This window comes from Pseudomonas sp. NFR09 (assembly GCF_900111535.1).
Taxonomy (GTDB): domain Bacteria; phylum Pseudomonadota; class Gammaproteobacteria; order Pseudomonadales; family Pseudomonadaceae; genus Aquipseudomonas; species Aquipseudomonas extremorientalis.
Map to the genome: position 1 here is coordinate 92433 of NZ_FOIH01000002.1, position 18842 is coordinate 111274.

Genomic DNA, 18842 nt, shown 5'->3' on the forward strand with positions numbered 1-18842 from the left:
GGCTTGCCCCCGATAGCGGTGTGTCAGCCATGGATGTATCAACTGACACTCCCTCATCGGGGGCAAGCCCCCTCCCACATTTGGATCAGTGTCAGATCAACTGGCGGCGAAGTTCAGCCAATACAGGCGCCGAATCCGGGCGCACGCCGCGCCACAGGTAGAAGGCTTCCGCCGCCTGTTCCACCAGCATGCCCAGGCCATCCATCGCCACCGCTGCACCGTGCTCCGTCGCCCAACGGCAGAACGCGGTCGGTTCCTTGGCGTACATCATGTCGTAGCAAAAGGTCTTGCCCGGCTCGATCAGGCTACCCGCAATCGGCGGTACATCGCCTGACAGGCTGGCGGACGTGGCGTTGATGATCACGTCCACCGGCTCACGCAGCCAGTCGAAACCGCTGGCAGATACCGGGCCCAGGTCGTCGAACAGCTCGGCGAGCAATTCGGCCTTTTCCACGGTGCGGTTGGCGATGATCAGCGAGCCCGGCTGCTCGGCCAGCAACGGTTCCAGCGCGCCACGCACCGCACCACCCGCGCCCAGCAGCAGGATGCGTTTGCCTTGCAGGCTCAGCCCGGCGTTGATGGTGAGATCGCGCACCAGGCCGGCGCCATCGGTGTTGTCGCCCAACAGGCTGCCGTCTGCCAGCTTGCTCAAGGTATTCACCGCACCGGCACGTTGGGCGCGCTCGGTCAGGGTGTCGGCCAGTCGGTAGGCGTCTTCCTTGAACGGCACGGTGACATTGGCGCCACGGCCCTGCAGAAAGAACTCACGGGCACAGCCGGTGAAATCATCCAAGGGCGCCAGCAGTGTGCTGTAGTCCAGTTGCTCGCCGGTCTGCTCGGCGAACATGCGGTGGATCAGCGGCGACTTGCTGTGGCCGATGGGGTTGCCGAAGACGACATAACGGTCCATCAGACAGCCGCCTTGGGTGCGTCAAGGCCAAGCCAGTCGCGGTCTTGCAGGAAGTAGTCGGTGAGGCGTGCTTCTTCGCTGCCGGCCTCGGCCTTCCAGTCGTAGCTCCAGCGCACTTGCGGCGGCAGCGACATCAGGATCGACTCGGTACGCCCGCCCGATTGCAACCCGAACAAGGTGCCACGGTCGTAGACCAGGTTGAATTCAACGTAGCGGCCTCGGCGGAATTCTTGGAATTCGCGCTGTTGCTCGGTGTAGGCGATGGCCTTGCGGCGCTGCACGATCGGCAGGTAGGCGTCGAGGTAGGCATCGCCGATGGCACGGATGAAGGCGAAGCAGGTGTCGAAGCCCCACTCGTTCAGGTCATCGAAAAACAGGCCGCCGATACCGCGCGGTTCGTTGCGGTGCTTGATGTGGAAGTAAGTGTCGCACCAGGCTTTGTAGCGCGAATACACGTCAGGACCGAACGGCGCACAGGCCTGCTCGGCCACCCGGTGCCAGTGGATGCAGTCTTCTTCGTTGCCGTAGTAAGGCGTGAGGTCGAAGCCACCGCCGAACCACCACACCGGTTCTTCGCCTTCTTTTTCTGCGATGAAAAACCGCACGTTGGCGTGGGACGTCGGCACATGAGGATTGTGCGGGTGGATCACCAGCGACACGCCCAGGGCCTCGAAACCGCGACCGGCCAGCTCGGGCCGATGCGCACTGGCAGAAGGAGGGAGGCCGCTGCCAAACACATGGGAAAAGTTAACGCCGCCTTTTTCGATCACCGTACCGTTCTCGATCACACGGGTGCGACCGCCGCCGCCGGCAGGCCGGGTCCAGGCGTCTTCGATAAAGCGAGTGTCCGTCTCGAAGGTTTCCAGGGCGCTGCAAATGCGGTCTTGCAGGTCAAGCAGGTAGGCCTTTACAGCCTCGGTGCGGGTAGTCATGGCATCACCTTGAATCGGGCAAAGCTACGCGAGGCCATTGGGCGTCGGCGGCAAATGGGCGCACAGGATAACACCGCACCCATGTGCGTCGCAGTTGACGAAGATCAAGCTTAGGAGTCCGATAGGGGGCTACGCGATTCGAACCCAGGAGAAGTGCAGATGGCCAAACGTATCCAGTTCAGCGCCCATGGCGGCCCCGAAGTGCTTGAGTATGTGGACTACACGCCGGCCGAGCCTGGCCCGCAGCAGGTTCGCGTGCGTAACGAGGCGATCGGCCTGAACTTCATCGACACCTATTTCCGCAGCGGCCTGTACGCGCCGCCGGCCTTGCCATCGGGGCTGGGCGCAGAAGGCGCCGGCGTGGTCGATGCCGTCGGCAGTGAAGTCACCCAATTCAAAGTCGGCGATCGCGTGGCCTACGGCAGTGGCCCGCTGGGCGCCTACAGCCAACTACATGTGTTGCCCGCCGCCAACCTGGTGCACCTGCCGGACGATATCAGCTTCGAACAGGCCGCCGGCGCCATGCTCAAGGGCCTGACCGTGCAGTATCTGCTGCGACAGACCTATGAACTCAAAGGCGGTGAAACCATCTTGTTCCACGCAGCTGCCGGCGGCGTAGGCTCCCTGGCGTGCCAGTGGGCGAAGGCCCTGGGCGTCAAGCTGATCGGTACGGTGAGCTCGCCGGAAAAGGCCGCCCTGGCCAAATCCCTCGGTGCCTGGGAAACCATCGATTACAGCAAGGAAAACGTCGCCCAGCGCGTGCTGGAGTTGACCGACGGCAAAAAAGTCCCGGTGGTGTATGACGGCGTCGGCAAGGACACCTGGCTGACCTCGCTGGACAGCGTAGCGCCCCGCGGGCTGGTGGTGAGTTTCGGCAATGCGTCGGGCGCGGTGGATGGGGTGAACCTGGGGATCCTGTCGGCCAAGGGTTCGCTGTACGTCACCCGGCCGACCTTGGCGACCTATGCCAATAACCCGCAGAACCTGCAGGCGATGGCCGATGACCTGTTCTCGATGATCAAGAGCGGCAAGGTGCGCATTGATATCAACCAGCGGTACTCGCTGGCAGAGGCAGCCAAGGCGCAGACTGAGTTGTCGGCACGGCGCACGACGGGGTCGACCGTTCTGCTGCCGTAAGGCAACCGATATCTGGAGTCTGTAAGGGCCTCATCGCGGGCAAGCCCGGCTCCCACATTTGACCGCGTTGTCATGAAAGACGCGGATCAGGTGTGGGAGCCGGGCTTGCTCGCGATGGCCGCACCTCGGTCTCAGGAAGGCCGCACAACCTCGCCGGTCACCAGGTCGCGAATCAGGCTGGGGTTCTTGCGCCCCCCCAGGGCGCCGCCCAACACCAGGTCCACCTGGCCACGGAAGTACTGCTCCACGCGAATCCGCGTACGCGCAGCCGGGCGACCCTGAGGGTTGGCCGAGGTGGAAATCAACGGCCCCACCAGCGAGCACAAGTCCCGCACCAGCGGATGGTCCGTCACCCGCAGCGCCACCGTGTCATGCACACCTGTCACCCATTCCGGCAGCAAGTCCTGATGGGGCACCAGCCAGGTATTCGGCCCGGGCCAGGTGGCGGCCATGCGGTCGATCCATTCCTGCGGGAAGTCTTCGAAGAGAAAGTCGAACTGGCGGATGCTGTCCGCCACCAGGATCAGGCCCTTGTCCACCGAGCGATTCTTGATGGCGAGCAAACGGTCCACTGCTTCTTCGTTCCACGGGTCGCAGCCCAGGCCCCAAACCGCTTCGGTTGGGTAGGCAATCACCGCGCCTGCGCGAATTTCTCGTGCGGTTTCCAGCACACGCCACCGGTTGACCATTGTTCACTCTCCAGTCTAAAGCTCTGCGCAGTTTACCGATCTTCGTTACAAAACCTAGCAGCGCGCAAGCCAGCGCCCGCTTTCGCAGATGACCTGGCCTTCAAGCTCCAGCTCCGTAAGCGTCGCCAACACCTGGGACAACGGCCGCCCGCTGGCAATCGCCAGCGCTTCACTGGTGTGCGGCGCCGCGTGCAGCAGCGCTACCAGCGGATGGGTCACCGGCATCGGCGCCGGACGGGACAGCGCCTGCCAGCCGCGCAAGCCTTCAAGAATGTGCTCGATGGTCTCCACCAATACCGCACCGTCGCGAATCAACTGATGGCAACCCTTGGCGCCGGGATGATGGATGGAGCCCGGAATCGCGTACACCTCGCGTCCCTGCTCGGCCGCCAGCTTGGCCGTAATCAGCGAACCACTGGCCATGCTCGCCTCCACCACCAATACGCCAAGGGACAGCCCGCTGATGATGCGGTTACGCCTGGGAAAGTTGCCGGCCTGAGGCGGGGCGTCCAGCGGAAACTCGGAAACCACGGCGCTGCCCTGGTCAATCATCGCCGCCGCCAGCCGTCGGTGGCGCTGTGGATAAAAATTTTCGAGCCCGGTGCCGAGGACGCCGATTGTCTGGCCGCCCACGTCCAATGCGGCTTGATGGGCGGCGCCGTCAATACCCAAGGCCAGGCCGCTGGTGATGACAAAACCCGCGCTCGCCAGGCTGCGGGAAAATGCAGCGGCGGTGTCCATGCCAGGACGGGATGCGCGGCGGCTTCCCACCATCGCCAGTTGCGGTTTTTCCAGGATCAGAGGGTCACCCGCGACGAACAACAGCGGCGGCGCGTCGTCAATCTGGGCGAGCAGTGCGGGGTACTCCGGTTGGTCCCACATCAGCAAATGCTGGGTAGGGCACCCCAGCCAGGCCAATGCCGCGCTGGCGCCCTCGCGGATTTCATGGCTGCGCCGGGCATCGGCGCTGATGGCCGGCAACCCGAGCGAACGCCAGGCACTGGCGGGAGCACTGATGGCCTTTGACGCAGAGCCGAACGCTTCGATCAATAAGCGAAAACGCTTGGGGCCCAGTTCCGGCAGCCTGTGCAAGCGTAGTCGGGCTTCCAGTTCTGACGGGGATATTTCATGACTGTTTATCGGATTCATTTGATCATCCTTGACCGGAACAAGCTGTGGATAACTCTGTTGGTAACTTATTTAGCAACCTATTCATTGTGTTTGATGCGCAGTCTCGAAACGGTCCATCACCGCCAGTGGTCGCGAGGCATTGAGGATCAGGCCGTAACTGAGCTTTTCGTAGGTGCGAAATACCAGCAGGGTGCCGGCACGTTCATCGGGGAGTCGGGTCGGCGTGCCGGTGAGGCTGTCGCGCACGGTGGCGCCAGCCTTGATCACGCTGAGCAGTTGGCCTTCGACCAGGCCGTCACGGCGGCCTTTGTTCAGGGTGACAGCATCGAGCACGCCGATCTGGGTGACACCCTTGGGGATATCGATGATGTGCCCTTCGATGAAGGGTGCCGTTGAAATAACCTCAAGGATGGCCGGATCGACAGGAGATTGCGCGCGTAGCAAGCGGTCACCCGGGCGCACCTCCTGGGTCACTCGCTGCACGGCCAGGGTGGTGAGGTCGCCAGCCGTGACGAAACGGGCAGTGCCGATATCGTCGGCGTTGATGCCCAGTAGTTCTTGGGTCTGCGGGTCGGTGTAGACCTTGCCGCGTCGGAATATTCCGTAATGGGGTTGGGAAGGATCCAGGTTGCCCCTGGCATGCACCCGCTCACCGTTGCCCCCCAGCACTCGACCCGCATCAGCGGCAACAATGTACGGCGCGCTGTCCAGATCCTGTGGCGAATCAAGAATGCGGTTGTGGAGTAAAAAGCGCTGGATGGCCTGTTGTGTCGATTGATCCAGGCGCTGGACGGGCTGGGGCAGCAGGGCCATGGCAAACGGGGCCCACAGCAGCAAGACGAGTAGCGATTTCCTCATGGGGTGAATCTCCTTTATTATGTGCGTTCGCGTGAAATGCCAGGGCCTTCGCGGCTTCGGGGCGTTTCACACCGGCTGTCTGGGTCCATCCCAACGCCGATTTGCCTTTACCTCACATGTGCAGCAATTACGCTTATGGCTATTTTGAACATCCTCGAATTTCCCGACTCGCGTTTGCGCACGATCGCCAAGCCGGTGGCCGTAGTGGACGACAAGGTTCGTCAGTTGGTCGATGACATGTTTGAAACAATGTATGAAGCCCCGGGCATCGGCCTCGCCGCGACCCAGGTCAACGTACACCTGCGTGTCGTGGTCATGGACCTGTCGGAAGATCGCAGCGAACCGATGGTGTACATCAACCCCGAGTTCGAACCGCTGACCGACGAGATGGGCGAGTATCAGGAAGGCTGCCTGTCGGTGCCCGAGTTCTACGAGAACGTCGAGCGCCCGCTGCGCGTGAAGATCAAGGCTCTGGACCGCGACGGCAAGCCGTTCGAGCTGATTGCCGAAGGCCTGCTGGCGGTGTGCATCCAGCACGAATGCGACCACCTCAACGGCAAGCTGTTTGTCGATTACCTGTCCACGCTCAAGCGCGACCGGATCAAGAAGAAGCTGGAAAAAAAGCATCGCCAGCAAGCTTGATGCCCTTCTTCCAAAGGCTTGCTGCGGCAAGCCTTTTTCTTTTGTGACTGCTTTTAACCGAGACCTCCCATGACCGAGCCACTGCGCATTGTTTTTGCCGGCACTCCAGAATTCGCCGCCGAACACCTCAAGGCCCTGCTTGCCAGCCCTTATGACATCGTCGCGGTGTACACCCAGCCGGATCGCCCGGCCGGTCGCGGGCAAAAACTGATGCCAAGCCCGGTCAAGCAGCTGGCGCTGGAGCACAATATTCCCGTGCTGCAGCCGCCGACCCTGCGTAATACCGAAGCCCAAGCCGAGCTGGCAGCACTGAAGCCTGACCTGTTGGTGGTCGTAGCCTACGGCTTGATCCTGCCGCAAGTGGTGCTGGATATCCCGCGCCTGGGCTGCATCAACAGCCATGCCTCGCTGCTGCCACGCTGGCGCGGTGCGGCGCCGATCCAACGTGCCGTGGAAGCCGGCGACAGCGAAAGCGGCGTGACCGTGATGCGCATGGAGGCGGGCTTGGACACCGGCCCGATGCTGCTCAAGGTCACCACCCCGATCACCGGCGAAGACACCGGCGGCAGCCTGCACGACCGCCTCGCCGAACTGGGCCCGCCCGCCGTGATCCAGGCCATCGCCGGCCTGGCCGCCGGCACCCTGGAGGGCGAAGTCCAGGACGACAGCCTGGCCACCTACGCCCACAAACTGAACAAAGACGAAGCGCGTATCGACTGGAGCCGCCCGGCCGTGGAGCTGGAACGCCTGGTACGCGCCTTCAACCCCTGGCCGGTCTGCCACAGCACCCTCAATGGCGAAGCCGTAAAAGTGTTGGCCGCCAAACTCGCCGAGGGCAAAGGCGCTCCAGGTGAAATCATCGGCGCCAGCAAGGACGGCCTGCTGGTCGCATGCGGCGAGCAGGCGCTGTGCCTGACCCGTCTGCAATTGCCGGGTGGCAAGGCGCTTAATTTCAGTGATTTGTTCAACAGCCGTCGTGAGAAATTTGCTGTAGGCACCATCCTCGGGACAGCCCAATGAACCCACGTCTGGCTGCCGCCAAGGCTCTCGCCGCCGTCCTCAACGGCAAGGCGTCGCTGAACAGTTCATTGCCGACCCAGTTGGACAAGGTCGAAGACCGCGATCGCGGTTTCACCCAGGACCTGGCCTTCGGCACCGCGCGCTGGCAGCCACGCCTGTCGGCACTGGCGACCAAGTTGCTGCAGAAGCCGTTCAAGGCCGCCGATGCCGATGTGGAAGCGCTGCTGCTGGTGGGCCTCTATCAGTTGCTCTACACCCGTGTGCCGGCCCACGCAGCCATCGGCGAGACGGTCGGTTGCGCCGACAAACTGAAAAAGCCCTGGGCCAAGGCTCTGCTCAACGCCGTGCTGCGCCGCGCCCAGCGCGAAACCGAAGCGCTGCTGGCCGAGCTGGAACATGACCCGGTGGTGCGTACCGCTCACCCGCGCTGGCTGCAAAAATCCCTGAAGGCGTTCTGGCCCGAACAGTGGGAAGCCATCTGCGCGGCTAACAATGCGCATCCGCCGATGATCCTGCGGGTCAACCGCCGTCACCACAGCCGTGATGCCTACCTGCAATTGCTCACTACCGCCGGCATCAATGCCACGCCCTGCGTGTACAGCGTCGACGGCATCGTGCTCGAAGCGGCCACCGATGTGCGCAACCTGCCGGGCTTTGCCGAAGGCTGGATCAGCGTGCAGGACGAGGCCGCACAACTGGCTGCCGACCTGCTCGACCTGGCACCGGGCCAACGCGTCCTCGACGCCTGCTGCGCGCCAGGCGGTAAGACGTGTCACATTCTGGAGGTCGAAAAGGACTTGGCCGGTGTCGTCGCCGTCGACCTGGAAGCCAAGCGCCTGGTGCGCGTGCGTGAAAACCTGGCGCGCCTGGGCCTCAGCGCCGAGCTGATTGCCGCCGACGGCCGTGACACCGCTACGTGGTGGGACGGCAAACCCTTCCAGCGCATCCTGCTCGATGCACCCTGTTCCGCCACCGGCGTAATCCGTCGCCACCCGGACATCAAGCTCACCCGCCAACCCGATGACATCGCCGCCCTGGCCGTGCTGCAGGGCGAGTTGCTCGACGCGATGTGGCCGACCCTGGAAGTCGGCGGCATCCTGCTCTACGCCACCTGCTCCACCTTGCCGACGGAAAACACCGAGGTGATCGAAGCCTTCCTCGCCCGCACCAGCGGCGCACGGGAGCTGGACCTCGCCACCGCCGCTGGCATCAAGCAGCCCCACGGCCGCCAGTTGCTCGCGCAAGAAGGCGGACACGATGGCTTCTACTACGCCAAACTGATCAAGATCGCCGCCGCGCGCGGCTGAACGGGTTAAAGGGAGTGACCGGATGAAAATCATCATCCTTGGGGCAGGGCAGGTTGGTGGCACCTTGGCCGAACATTTGGCCAGCGAAGCCAACGACATCACCGTGGTCGACACCGACAGCGAGCGCCTGCGCAACCTCGGCGACCGCCTCGACATCCGCACCGTCCAAGGCCGCGCCTCGTTCCCGACCGTGCTGCGCCAGGCCGGTGCGGATGACGCCGACATGCTGGTGGCCGTGACCAACAGTGACGAAACCAACATGGTCGCCTGCCAGGTGGCCCACACCCTGTTCCACACGCCGACCAAGATCGCCCGCGTACGCGAAGCGGCTTACCTGACTCGCGCCGGGCTGTTCGACAACGATGCGATTCCGGTAGACGTACTGATCAGTCCGGAGCAGGTGGTAACCCACTACATCAAGCGCCTGATCGAAATCCCGGGTGCTCTGCAAGTGATCGACTTTGCCGGCGGCAAGGCGCAACTGGTCGCGGTAAAGGCCTACTACGGCGGCCCGCTGGTGGGCCAGCAACTGCGCCAGTTGCGCGAGCATATGCCGAATGTGGAAACCCGCGTCGCGGCGATTTTCCGGCGTGACCGTCCGATCCTGCCCCAGGGCGATACGGTGATCGAGGCCGACGACGAAGTGTTTTTCATCGCCGCCAAGGCGAATATTCGCGCGGTGATGAGCGAAATGCGCCGTCTCGATGAGACCTACAAGCGCATCGTCATCGCCGGCGGTGGGCAGATCGGTGAGCGTCTGGCCGAAGCCATCGAAAGCCGCTACCAGGTGAAGATCATCGAGATGAGCCCGGCACGTTGCCGGCATTTGTCCGACACCCTGGACAGCACCGTCGTACTGCAAGGCAGCGCCTCGGACCGCGACCTGCTGATGGAAGAAAACATCGCCGACGCCGACATCTTCCTGGCACTGACCAACGATGACGAAGCCAACATCATGTCGTCGTTGCTGGCCAAGCGGCTGGGCGCAAAGAAGGTGATGACCATCATCAACAACCCGGCCTACGTGGACCTGATCCAGGGCGGTGATATCGACATCGCCATCAGCCCGCAACTGGCCACCATCGGCACCTTGCTCGCCCACGTACGCCGTGGCGATATCGTCAGCGTGCACTCCCTGCGCCGTGGTGCGGCGGAAGCCATCGAGGCGATTGCCCATGGCGACTCCAAGTCGAGCAAGGTGATCGGCAAGGCCATCCGCGATATCGGCTTGCCGCCGGGTACCACCATTGGCGCGATCATCCGTGACGAAGAGGTGATCATTGCCCACGACGATACGGTGATCCAAACCGGGGACCATGTGATTCTGTTCCTGGTGGACAAGAAACATATCCGCGATGTGGAGAAGCTGTTCCACGTGGGGTTGAGCTTTTTCTGATCGAATGGAGTGAACGGCATGCTCGAATCCCTGGAGAAAATGCTCGCCAAGGGTGTGGATAACGCCCTGCTGCGGTTTGGCTTGGGCAAGGGTTATCTGGATCTGAAGGACAACGCCAAGGCGGCGGAGCATTTGAGCAAGTGCGTCGAGTTCGACCCGAAGTATTCGGCGGCGTGGAAGTTGTTGGGCAAGGCGCTGTTGGGGTTGGAAGATCGTGCAGCGTCGCGGCTGGCGTGGGAGAAGGGGATAGAAGCGGCGCTTGCTCACGGCGACAAGCAGGCAGAGAAAGAGATGACCGTGTTCCTGAAAAAACTCGATCGCCAAGCCTGAGCAGGACTTAAATGTGGGAGGGGGCAAGCCCCCTCCCACATTGGTTTTGCGTTGATCTTGAATCAGTACCAGCGCTCTTCACCCGGCGGGCGTTTCTTGAAGCGCTTCATGCTCCACATGTACTGGCTCGGGTAGGCACCGACGTAACGTTCCACCACCTTGCTCATCGCCGCGCAGGACGTGGCGGTATCGGTGCTGTACATGTCTTCCGGCGCCGCTTCCAGAATCACCTTGTAGCCCGAGCCATCCGGCAGCCGCAGTGCATGCAGGAACACGCCCACCGCCTTGTGGCCAGCAAGCATGTTCGGCACGAACTTGCTGGTGAGCGCCTGGGTGGCGAAGAACGGCACGAAGATCCCGGCGGATTCGGCCGGCTCCGGGTCGGCGGGAATCCCCACCTGGCCGCCCTTGCGCACTTCCTTGATCACGCTGAGGATGCCTTCCTTGGTCGACGCGGCCACGCGGTTACCCAGTTGCACGCGCTGCTTGCGCAGCAGTTCATCCACCGCCTTGAGCTTGGGCGGGCGGTAGAAAATGATCGGCTTGCACTGGCTGCAATAGAAGTGGTTGAGCACTTCCCAGTTGCCCAGATGGCTGGTGATGCCGACCACGCCTTTGCCCGAGGCCAGGGCTTCGTGCAGCACTTCCAGGCCTTCGACTTCACGTACCAGGTCGATGGAGCGCTGGGCCGGCCAGATCCAGGCGCAGGCGCTTTCGGTGAGGGACTTGCCGATGTCCATCAGGCTCTGGCCGACCAGGCGCTCACGGGCAGCCGGGTCCATGTCCGGGAAGCACTTGGAGAGGTTGATCCGCACCGTGTCACGGGAGCGGTTGGGGGTTTTCCACATGATCCAGCCGATGGCCGTGCCAACCGCCTGGACCGCGCGCCAGGGCAGCAGGGCAAACAACCGCAGAGCGCCTACCAGCAAGGCGCCTTTAAACTTTTCCACAGGTCACTCCTGATCGTGTGTGGTGCGCAAATCGCGCATTCTAACCGGCGTTGGCCAAGTCCGCGTAACGGTCGCAATCCTGAGTGTGGTCCATGACCATGCCCGAGGCCTGCATGAAGGCGTAGCAAATGGTCGGCCCGACGAAGGTGAAACCGGCTTTTTTCAGGGCCTTGCTCATGGCTTCGGCTTCGGGCGTGATCGCCGGGACTTCGCTGCGGTCCTTGAAGTGATTGACCTTGGGTTTGCCGCCGACGAAGGACCAGAGCAAACCCACCGGGTCCTCCAGCGCCAGCCAGGCAGCGGCGTTGCGCCGAGTGGCGTTGAGCTTCAGGCGGTTGCGCACGATGCCCGGATCGAGCATCAGCGCGTCTATCTCGGCGTCGCTCAGTTGGGCCAAGCGCTGCGCATCAAACCCGAACAAGACCTTCCGATAATGCTCGCGTTTGCGTAAAACGGTGATCCAGGACAGGCCCGCCTGGAACCCTTCGAGCAAAAGCAACTCGAACAAACCCTGCGCATCGCGCAGCGGCGTTCCCCACTCCTGATCGTGATAAGCCATGTACAGCGGATCTTCAGAACACCAAAAGCAGCGTGGCATAAGGCTCCAGGGAGTGGTGGCGGGGCCGAATCGGGTATACTCCCGCTCTTTAAATCGCAGCCCAAGTAACAGGTGAATTTCGTGAGCCAGCCTACGCCAGCCGTGCGTACCTTCCAAGACTTGATCCTCGCCCTCCAGCAATACTGGGCCGAGCAAGGTTGTGTGGTACTTCAGCCCTACGATATGGAAGTAGGCGCCGGCACTTTCCACACCGCTACGTTCCTGCGGGCCATCGGCCCGGAAACCTGGAACGCCGCTTATGTGCAGCCCAGTCGTCGCCCGACTGACGGCCGCTACGGCGAAAACCCGAACCGTCTGCAGCACTACTACCAGTTCCAGGTGGTATTGAAGCCGAACCCGGACAACTTCCAGGAACTCTACCTGGGCTCGCTCAAGCATGTGGGCCTGGACCCATTGGTCCACGACATCCGTTTCGTCGAAGACAACTGGGAATCGCCGACCCTGGGCGCCTGGGGCCTGGGCTGGGAAGTCTGGCTCAACGGCATGGAAGTGACGCAGTTCACTTACTTCCAGCAGGCCGGTGGTATCGAGTGCTACCCGGTGACCGGCGAGATCACCTACGGTCTCGAGCGCCTGGCCATGTACCTGCAGGGCGTGGACTCGGTCTACGACCTGGTGTGGGCTGACGGCCCGTTCGGCAAGGTCACCTACGGCGACGTGTTCCACCAGAACGAAGTGGAGCAGTCCACCTACAACTTCGAACACGCCAACGTCGACAAGCTGTTCGAACTGTTCGATTTCTACGAAAGCGAAGCCAAGCGCCTGATCGAGCTCGACCAGCCGCTGCCGTTGCCAAGCTATGAAATGGTGTTGAAGGCCTCCCATACCTTCAACCTGCTGGACGCGCGCCGTGCCATCTCGGTAACCGCGCGCCAGCAATACATCCTGCGTGTACGCACCCTGGCGCGTTGCGTCGCCCAAGCCTACCTGCTGGCTCGCGCCAAGCTGGGCTTCCCGATGGCCACCCCGGACCTGCGTGATGAAGTGTTGGCTAAGCTGGAGGCTGCACAATGAGTGTTCAAGATTTCCTGGTTGAACTGGGCACCGAAGAGCTGCCACCCAAGGCACTGAACACCCTGGCCGATGCGTTCCTGGCCGGTATCGAAAAGGGCCTGCAAACCGCCGGCCTGAAGTTCGCCGCGAAAAAAGTCTACGCCGCGCCGCGCCGCCTGGCCGTGTTGCTGACCGCACTGGAAACCCAGCAGCCGGACCGCAGCATCAACCTCGACGGCCCACCGCGCCAGGCCGCTTTCGACGCCGAAGGCAACCCGACCCAGGCTGCCCTGGGTTTCGCCAAGAAGTGTGGCGTGGAACTGAGTGAGATCGACCAGAGCGGCCCGAAACTGCGGTTCAGCCAGGTCATCACGGGCAAGCCGACCGCCAGCCTGCTGCCAACCATCGTCGAAGATTCGTTGAACGACCTGCCGATCCCCAAGCGTATGCGCTGGGGTGCACGCAAGGAAGAGTTCGTACGCCCAACCCAATGGCTGGTGATGCTGCTCGGTGACCAGGTCATCGACTGCACCATCCTCGCCCAGAAGGCCGGCCGTGACTCCCGTGGCCACCGCTTCCATCATCCGCAAGCGGTACGTATCACTTCGCCGGCCAACTACCTCAACGATCTGCGCGCTGCCTATGTGCTGGCTGATGCCAACGAGCGTCGCGAGCTGATCAGCAAGCGCACCGAAGAACTGGCCCGCCTGCAGGAGGGCACCGCCATCGTGCCGCCAAGCCTGCTCGACGAAGTGACCGCGCTGGTTGAATGGCCAGTGCCGCTGGTGTGCTCGTTCGAGGAGCGTTTCCTCGACGTGCCGCAGGAAGCCCTGATCACCACCATGCAGGACAACCAGAAGTACTTCTGCCTGCTGGACGTGGACGGCAAATTGCTGCCGCGCTTTATCACCGTGGCCAACATCGAGAGCAAGGACCCGCAGCAGATCATCGCCGGTAACGAGAAAGTCGTGCGCCCGCGCCTGACCGACGCCGAGTTCTTCTTCAAGCAAGACAAGAAACAGAAGCTGGAAGACTTCAACCTGCGCCTGCAGAACGTGGTGTTCCAGGAAAAACTCGGCAGCGTCTACGACAAAGCTGTGCGGGTTTCCAAGCTGGCCGCCTACATTGCGCCGCGCATTGGTGGTGACTCCGCCTGGGCTGCCCGCGCTGGCCTGCTGTCCAAGTGCGACCTGGCCACCGAGATGGTCGGCGAGTTCCCGGAGATGCAAGGCGTAGCCGGTTACTACTACGCCCTCAACGACGGCGAGCCGGACGACGTGGCACTGGCCCTGAACGAGCAGTACATGCCGCGCGGTGCCGGCGCTGAATTGCCAAGCACCCTGACCGGTGCAGCCGTGGCCATCGCCGACAAGCTGGACACCCTGGTGGGTATCTTCGGTATCGGCATGTTGCCAACCGGCAGCAAAGACCCGTATGCCCTGCGCCGTGCGGCCCTGGGCGTGCTGCGTATCCTGATCGACAAAAAGCTGGACCTCGACCTGACCCAGGCCGTGGTGTTCGCGGTCGGCCAGTTCGGTGCCAAGGTCAAACAGGCCGGCCTGGCCGAGCAAGTGCTGGAGTTTGTGTTCGACCGCCTGCGTGCGCGTTACGAAGACGAAGGCGTGGACGTGTCGGTGTACTTGTCGGTACGTGCCCTGCAGCCGGGTTCGGCGCTGGACTTCGACCAGCGCGTACAAGCCGTGCAGGCGTTCCGCAAACTGCCGGAAGCTGACGCCCTGGCCGCCGTGAACAAGCGCGTGTCGAACCTGCTGAGCAAGGCCGAAGGCCTGGGCAACGCTGACGTCGACCCTGGCCTGTTTGCCGATGCCAAGGAGTTCTCGCTGAACTCGGCCATCGCCAAGGCGGAAAACGCGGTGAAGCCGCTGATCGCTGAGCGCAACTACGCCGAAGCATTGGCGCGCCTGGCCACCTTGCGTGAGCCGGTGGATGCGTTCTTCGAAGCGGTGATGATCAATGCCGACGATGCCGGCGTGCGGAAAAACCGCTACGCCATGCTGGCGCGCCTGCGTGGCTTGTTCGTCAACATCGCTGACATTTCGACGCTGAGCTGACCATGTTGAAACTGCTGATTCTCGATCGGGACGGGGTGATCAACTACGACTCCGACGCTTACATCAAGTCGGTGGCGGAATGGATTCCACTGCCCGGCTCCATCGAGGCCATCGCGCAGTTGAGCAAAGCCGGCTGGACGGTGGCGATCGCCACCAACCAGTCCGGAATTGCTCGCGGGTACTACGACATCGCCACCCTGGACGCCATGCACGCACGCCTGCGTGCACTGGTGGCCGAGCAGGGCGGTGAGGTGGGGCTGGTGGTGTACTGCCCCCACGGGCCGGATGAGGGCTGCGATTGCCGCAAACCCAAGCCTGGCATGTTGAAAACCATTGCAGAACATTACAAGGTGCCCTTGGCTGGGCTATGGTTCGTCGGGGACAGCCTCGGTGACCTGGAGGCGGCCAAAGCCGTCGACTCTCAGCCAGTTTTGGTCAAGACCGGGAAAGGCGAAAAGACCCAGGCGAAAAACCTGCCGGTAGGCACCTTGATTTTTGACGATCTGGCGGCCGTTGCCGCAGAACTTATCAACAACTAGCCGCCCTCGACTTCCTGACCAAGGACTGTTCGGGAGTGCGCTTTTAACAGGCGGGCGTTGTCCCGCAACGGTAAATGCCGCCATGTCGATTTTGCAGGCCATCAGAACCTTTTTCTTTTACCTGCTGTTGGGCACCAGTTCGTTTCTCTGGTGCACCCTGAGCTTTTTTATTGCGCCCTTCTTGCCGTTCAAGGCGCGCTACCGCTTCATCAACGTTTACTGGTGCCGCTGCGCGTTGTGGCTGACCAAGGTGTTCCTGAACATCCGCTTCGAGATCAGGGGCGCGGAAAATGTCCCGGACCAGCCGTGCGTGATTCTGTCGAACCATCAGAGCACTTGGGAGACGTTCTTTCTCTCGGCGTACTTCTCGCCGTTGAGCCAGGTGCTCAAGCGTGAGTTGCTGTATGTGCCGTTCTTCGGCTGGGCCATGGCCATGTTGCGTCCGATCGCCATCGACCGCGACAATCCCAAGGCAGCGCTCAAGCACGTGGCCAAGAAGGGCGATGAACTGCTCAAGGATAACGTGTGGGTACTGATCTTCCCGGAAGGGACTCGCGTGCCCTACGGCACCGTAGGCAAGTTCTCACGCGGGGGTACGGCTTTGGCAGTCAACGCCAACTTGCCCGTGCTGCCGATTGCCCATAACGCCGGCAAGTTCTGGCCAAAGACCGGATGGGCCAAGCGCGAAGGCACCATCACCGTGGTGATTGGCGAACCGATGTACGCAGAAGGTGAAGGCCCACGTGCCATTGCAGCGCTGAATGACCGCGCTCAGGCGTGGAATGAAGCGCAGCAACGGGCAATGGGTTCGCTGCCGCCAGAGCCTGTTGTGGTCGACACTCCGGTGACCTGAGCATCTGTGGATAACCTGTGTACGGTTTGTTGGCGAATTGTGCTTTTTTAATCATAACATCTTGATTTTATTGCATATTTCCCAATCTCATAAAATCGCGGAAAAGGTGCATAAGTTTTTCCGCATAAAAAAACCGGTCCTTGCGACCGGTTTTTCATGCACAGCAGAAAAGTACGTTTTTTCAGTCTTCCAGCAGCGGTAGTTGCAGGCTGAACGTGGTGCCTTTGCCTACCACGCTTTCGCAACGGATATGTCCACCGTGGCGCTCGATTACCGCCTTGACCATGGTCAACCCCAACCCTAATCCTTCACTACCCTGAGCGGACTCAAAGCGCCGGTATTGGCTGAATAGCTCCGGCAAATCCTCTGCCGCAATCCCCGGCCCCTGGTCGCTGATACGGCATTCCAACCAGCCCTGCGCACTGCTGTGCCGCAACCTGACGGTGGTACCGGAAGAGGAGTATTTGATCGCGTTCTCCAGCACATTGAACAACGCACGAGTGAGCAGCGACTGGTCAGCGGAGACCATGCCCTCGTCGGCCTCATCCAGATCATGAACCAGGTGGATCCCCTTGAGCTGGGCGATCAGCGCCACTTGATCAAAGGCGTCCATCACCAACATCGCAAATAGCGTCGGCTGGAACTGGTAACCGTCAGCTTCGGCCTTCGCCAGTTGCACGAAGGATTCGGTAAGGCCCAGGGCGCGGCGAACCTGTTGTTCTATCTGGGCGAAGACTGGGGACTCGCCGTTATGCACATCCAGCAGCGCGAGGATCGCCGAGTGCGGTGCACGCAAGTCATGAGAGAGGAAACGCAACATGGTTTCGCGGTGCTGTTGCGCATCACGCTCCTTGCTCAAATCCGTCAGGCTCAACAGCCAGCCCAGTGCAACATCACCTTCAGCCGGCAGCAAGGGTGCCAATTCCATGCGCAGGCTGCGTTGATGGATGTCGCGGAACTCGACCAGCTCCAGCGCCGAGAGGGCGGGGCGCACACCATTGTGCAGCGGCGGGTAGCCCAGGTCGGCCAATTGTTCCAGCAGGTTTTCGGTGACCAGGTCATTGCCGAACACCTCGCGGGCAATGCGGTTGGCCAGCAGGATGTTACCCGTGGGGTCGGTAATCAGCGTCGCTACCGGCAGGCACTCCAGGCCATCGGCCATGAAGCGCCGCGTATCCCGCGTGCGGCTTACGGCCTGTTCCAGGGCAAAGATACGCGCTTGCAGCACGTCGCCTTTGCTGGCGGGCGCACGGCGGCGTTCGGGCAGGACTTTGGGTTCGTTATCCAGGCGCGCCAATTCCCAGCCGAAGTAGGCGAGGATCACGCTCAGGCGACGCCAGTTCCAGATCAGGTAGCTGAGCAGCAAACCAATCAGACACGCGGCGGGCGACCACCAGTGGCCCAGGCGCAACAAGGCCCAGGCGCCGAGCAACGCAGCGATCATGCAGCCCAGTGTCATCCACAGTGCATAGCGCGGGCGATAGAGCAGCAGGCCCAGCAACAAAGCCACCAGGGAGGTCGCCATCAGCGCCGCGAGCCAGCCCGGCAGGTCGACAATGCTGCGACCTTGCAGCAAGCCGTTGAGCACGTTGGCCTGGATTTCCACGCCTGCCGTTGTACCGACCGTGGAGGAGAGGGGGGTGACGAACCGATCCCCCATACCGGAAGCCGTTGAACCCACCAGGATCAGGCGCCCTCGTAGCTGCTCGGGAGGAACCTCACCGCGCAATACGCTGACGTAGGACACGCTGGGGAAATGGGTATGGGGTGCGATAAACGGGATGCGGATGGCGTGTTCACGGTGCCAGTGTTGTGCGGTCGCCTGCTGCGGCTCGCCCGGCATGTCCGATAGCTCGCCGCTCATCTCATAGGCCAGCCAGGCCAGTTGCGGTGCCGTCGTCTCGGGAGGGCCTTCACGTAGATACAGGCTGCGGACCACGCCGTCGCTGTCCGCTTCGACATTGATGTGGCCCACGCCCTTGGCGCACTTATGCAACGCCAGCATCTGACCACCGGGCTGGCTATAACTTGAAGTGCCCTCACGTACCAGAGGCAGCAAGACGTTGCCTGCATTGCATACCGCTTCGGCCAAGCGTATGTCATTGGCGGGATCGCCGGGCTCACTGAAGATCACATCGAAGAGGATACCCGCCGGTTGACCGGCGCTGAGGCGGTCGATCAGGTCGGCGTGCAAGCTGCGTGGCCAGGGCCACTGGCCAAGCTTTTTCAGGCTGGCGTCATCAATGGTAACCAGCAGGATGCGCGGGTCTACAGGAAGCGGGGTAAGGCGCCGAAGGCTGTCGTACAGCGGATTATTCAACGCCAGGCCTGGGCTCAACGACAGATAGACGGTAACAGGCAGCAACAGCAAACCGATCCACAACCACTCGCGCACCAGACCATGAAACAGGCGCTGGGCATGGGTGGGCTGGCGTTTCTCGGTCTTGCCCCAGAGCTTCATAGG

General features: G+C 62.1%; 18 protein-coding genes. 10 read left to right on the forward strand and 8 right to left on the reverse strand.

Features of this window, described 5'->3' with window-relative positions; genetic code table 11:
* Positions 1-91: 91 nt before the first annotated feature.
* Together aroE and hemF are read right to left on the reverse strand one after the other, a co-directional pair.
* Complete coding sequence (aroE, locus tag BMX59_RS04410; protein WP_092241484.1) at positions 92-910, reverse strand: shikimate dehydrogenase; 819 nt, start codon at positions 908-910, stop codon at positions 92-94.
* Positions 910-1842, reverse strand: a complete 933-nt coding sequence (hemF, locus tag BMX59_RS04415; RefSeq protein ID WP_092241486.1) for an oxygen-dependent coproporphyrinogen oxidase — start codon at positions 1840-1842, stop codon at positions 910-912. Before hemF ends, aroE begins: the two co-directional genes overlap by 1 nt.
* A gap of 159 nt (positions 1843-2001) precedes the next feature.
* On the opposite strand from hemF, the gene BMX59_RS04420 reads away from it, so the two are divergent.
* The gene (locus BMX59_RS04420) at positions 2002-2979 is read left to right on the forward strand and encodes a quinone oxidoreductase family protein (protein WP_093120187.1); all 978 of its coding nucleotides are present in this window, start codon (positions 2002-2004) and stop codon (positions 2977-2979) included.
* 131 nt (positions 2980-3110) lie between these two features.
* Here BMX59_RS04420 and BMX59_RS04425 read toward each other — a convergent pair whose 3' ends face one another.
* From BMX59_RS04425 to BMX59_RS04435, 3 genes are all read right to left on the reverse strand, one after another.
* A complete protein-coding gene (locus tag BMX59_RS04425; RefSeq protein WP_071490904.1) occupies positions 3111-3668 on the reverse strand; it encodes an L-threonylcarbamoyladenylate synthase type 1 TsaC in 558 nt (185 codons plus the stop codon).
* 54 nt (positions 3669-3722) lie between these two features.
* Complete coding sequence (gene dprA / locus BMX59_RS04430) at positions 3723-4817, reverse strand: DNA-processing protein DprA (protein ID WP_093120190.1); 1095 nt, start codon at positions 4815-4817, stop codon at positions 3723-3725.
* Between the two features lie 63 nt (positions 4818-4880).
* Positions 4881-5657 carry a peptidoglycan-binding protein gene (locus BMX59_RS04435; RefSeq protein WP_092241490.1) on the reverse strand — a complete coding sequence of 259 codons (777 nt, stop codon included), beginning with the start codon at positions 5655-5657 and terminating at the stop codon, positions 4881-4883.
* Positions 5658-5792: 135 nt separating this feature from the next.
* Between BMX59_RS04435 and def the strand changes: the two genes are divergently transcribed.
* The 5 genes from def (at position 5793) to BMX59_RS04460 (ending at position 10352) form a co-directional block, all read left to right on the forward strand.
* Positions 5793-6299, forward strand: coding sequence for a peptide deformylase (gene def, locus BMX59_RS04440; protein WP_029290229.1), 507 nt, complete (start codon positions 5793-5795; stop codon positions 6297-6299).
* Positions 6300-6368: 69 nt separating this feature from the next.
* Positions 6369-7319 carry a methionyl-tRNA formyltransferase gene (fmt, locus tag BMX59_RS04445; RefSeq protein ID WP_092241492.1) on the forward strand — a complete coding sequence of 317 codons (951 nt, stop codon included), beginning with the start codon at positions 6369-6371 and terminating at the stop codon, positions 7317-7319.
* Positions 7316-8626, forward strand: coding sequence for a 16S rRNA (cytosine(967)-C(5))-methyltransferase RsmB (gene rsmB, locus BMX59_RS04450; RefSeq protein WP_093120196.1), 1311 nt, complete (start codon positions 7316-7318; stop codon positions 8624-8626). The genes fmt and rsmB overlap by 4 nt, the downstream gene beginning before the upstream one ends.
* 22 nt (positions 8627-8648) lie before the next feature.
* Positions 8649-10022, forward strand: coding sequence for a Trk system potassium transporter TrkA (trkA, locus tag BMX59_RS04455; RefSeq protein ID WP_071490899.1), 1374 nt, complete (start codon positions 8649-8651; stop codon positions 10020-10022).
* An 18-nt stretch (positions 10023-10040) separates the two neighbouring features.
* Positions 10041-10352: a hypothetical protein gene (locus BMX59_RS04460; protein ID WP_093120199.1), complete on the forward strand. Its 312-nt coding sequence runs from the start codon at positions 10041-10043 to the stop codon at positions 10350-10352.
* A gap of 62 nt (positions 10353-10414) precedes the next feature.
* On the opposite strand, the gene BMX59_RS04465 is transcribed toward BMX59_RS04460, so the two are convergent.
* Together BMX59_RS04465 and BMX59_RS04470 are read right to left on the reverse strand one after the other, a co-directional pair.
* Positions 10415-11302, reverse strand: coding sequence for a lysophospholipid acyltransferase (locus tag BMX59_RS04465; RefSeq protein WP_071490897.1), 888 nt, complete (start codon positions 11300-11302; stop codon positions 10415-10417).
* 40 nt (positions 11303-11342) lie between these two features.
* On the reverse strand, positions 11343-11900 hold the full coding sequence (locus BMX59_RS04470; protein ID WP_071490896.1) for a DNA-3-methyladenine glycosylase I: 558 nt from the start codon (positions 11898-11900) through the stop codon (positions 11343-11345).
* A gap of 81 nt (positions 11901-11981) precedes the next feature.
* Here BMX59_RS04470 and glyQ point away from each other — a divergent pair, with 81 nt between their 5' ends.
* The 4 genes from glyQ (at position 11982) to BMX59_RS04490 (ending at position 16378) form a co-directional block, all read left to right on the forward strand.
* Positions 11982-12935 carry a glycine--tRNA ligase subunit alpha gene (gene glyQ / locus BMX59_RS04475; protein ID WP_093120202.1) on the forward strand — a complete coding sequence of 318 codons (954 nt, stop codon included), beginning with the start codon at positions 11982-11984 and terminating at the stop codon, positions 12933-12935.
* Positions 12932-14986: a glycine--tRNA ligase subunit beta gene (glyS, locus tag BMX59_RS04480; protein ID WP_071490895.1), complete on the forward strand. Its 2055-nt coding sequence runs from the start codon at positions 12932-12934 to the stop codon at positions 14984-14986. The genes glyQ and glyS overlap by 4 nt, the downstream gene beginning before the upstream one ends.
* 2 nt (positions 14987-14988) lie before the next feature.
* Positions 14989-15525 carry a D-glycero-beta-D-manno-heptose 1,7-bisphosphate 7-phosphatase gene (gene gmhB / locus BMX59_RS04485; protein ID WP_170856039.1) on the forward strand — a complete coding sequence of 179 codons (537 nt, stop codon included), beginning with the start codon at positions 14989-14991 and terminating at the stop codon, positions 15523-15525.
* 82 nt (positions 15526-15607) lie between these two features.
* On the forward strand, positions 15608-16378 hold the full coding sequence (locus BMX59_RS04490; protein WP_093120205.1) for a lysophospholipid acyltransferase family protein: 771 nt from the start codon (positions 15608-15610) through the stop codon (positions 16376-16378).
* 181 nt (positions 16379-16559) lie between these two features.
* On the opposite strand, the gene BMX59_RS04495 is transcribed toward BMX59_RS04490, so the two are convergent.
* Positions 16560-18839 (reverse strand): CHASE2 domain-containing protein, encoded by a 2280-nt coding sequence (locus tag BMX59_RS04495; protein WP_093120207.1) that lies wholly within the window; start codon positions 18837-18839, stop codon positions 16560-16562.
* Positions 18840-18842: the final 3 nt, after the last annotated feature.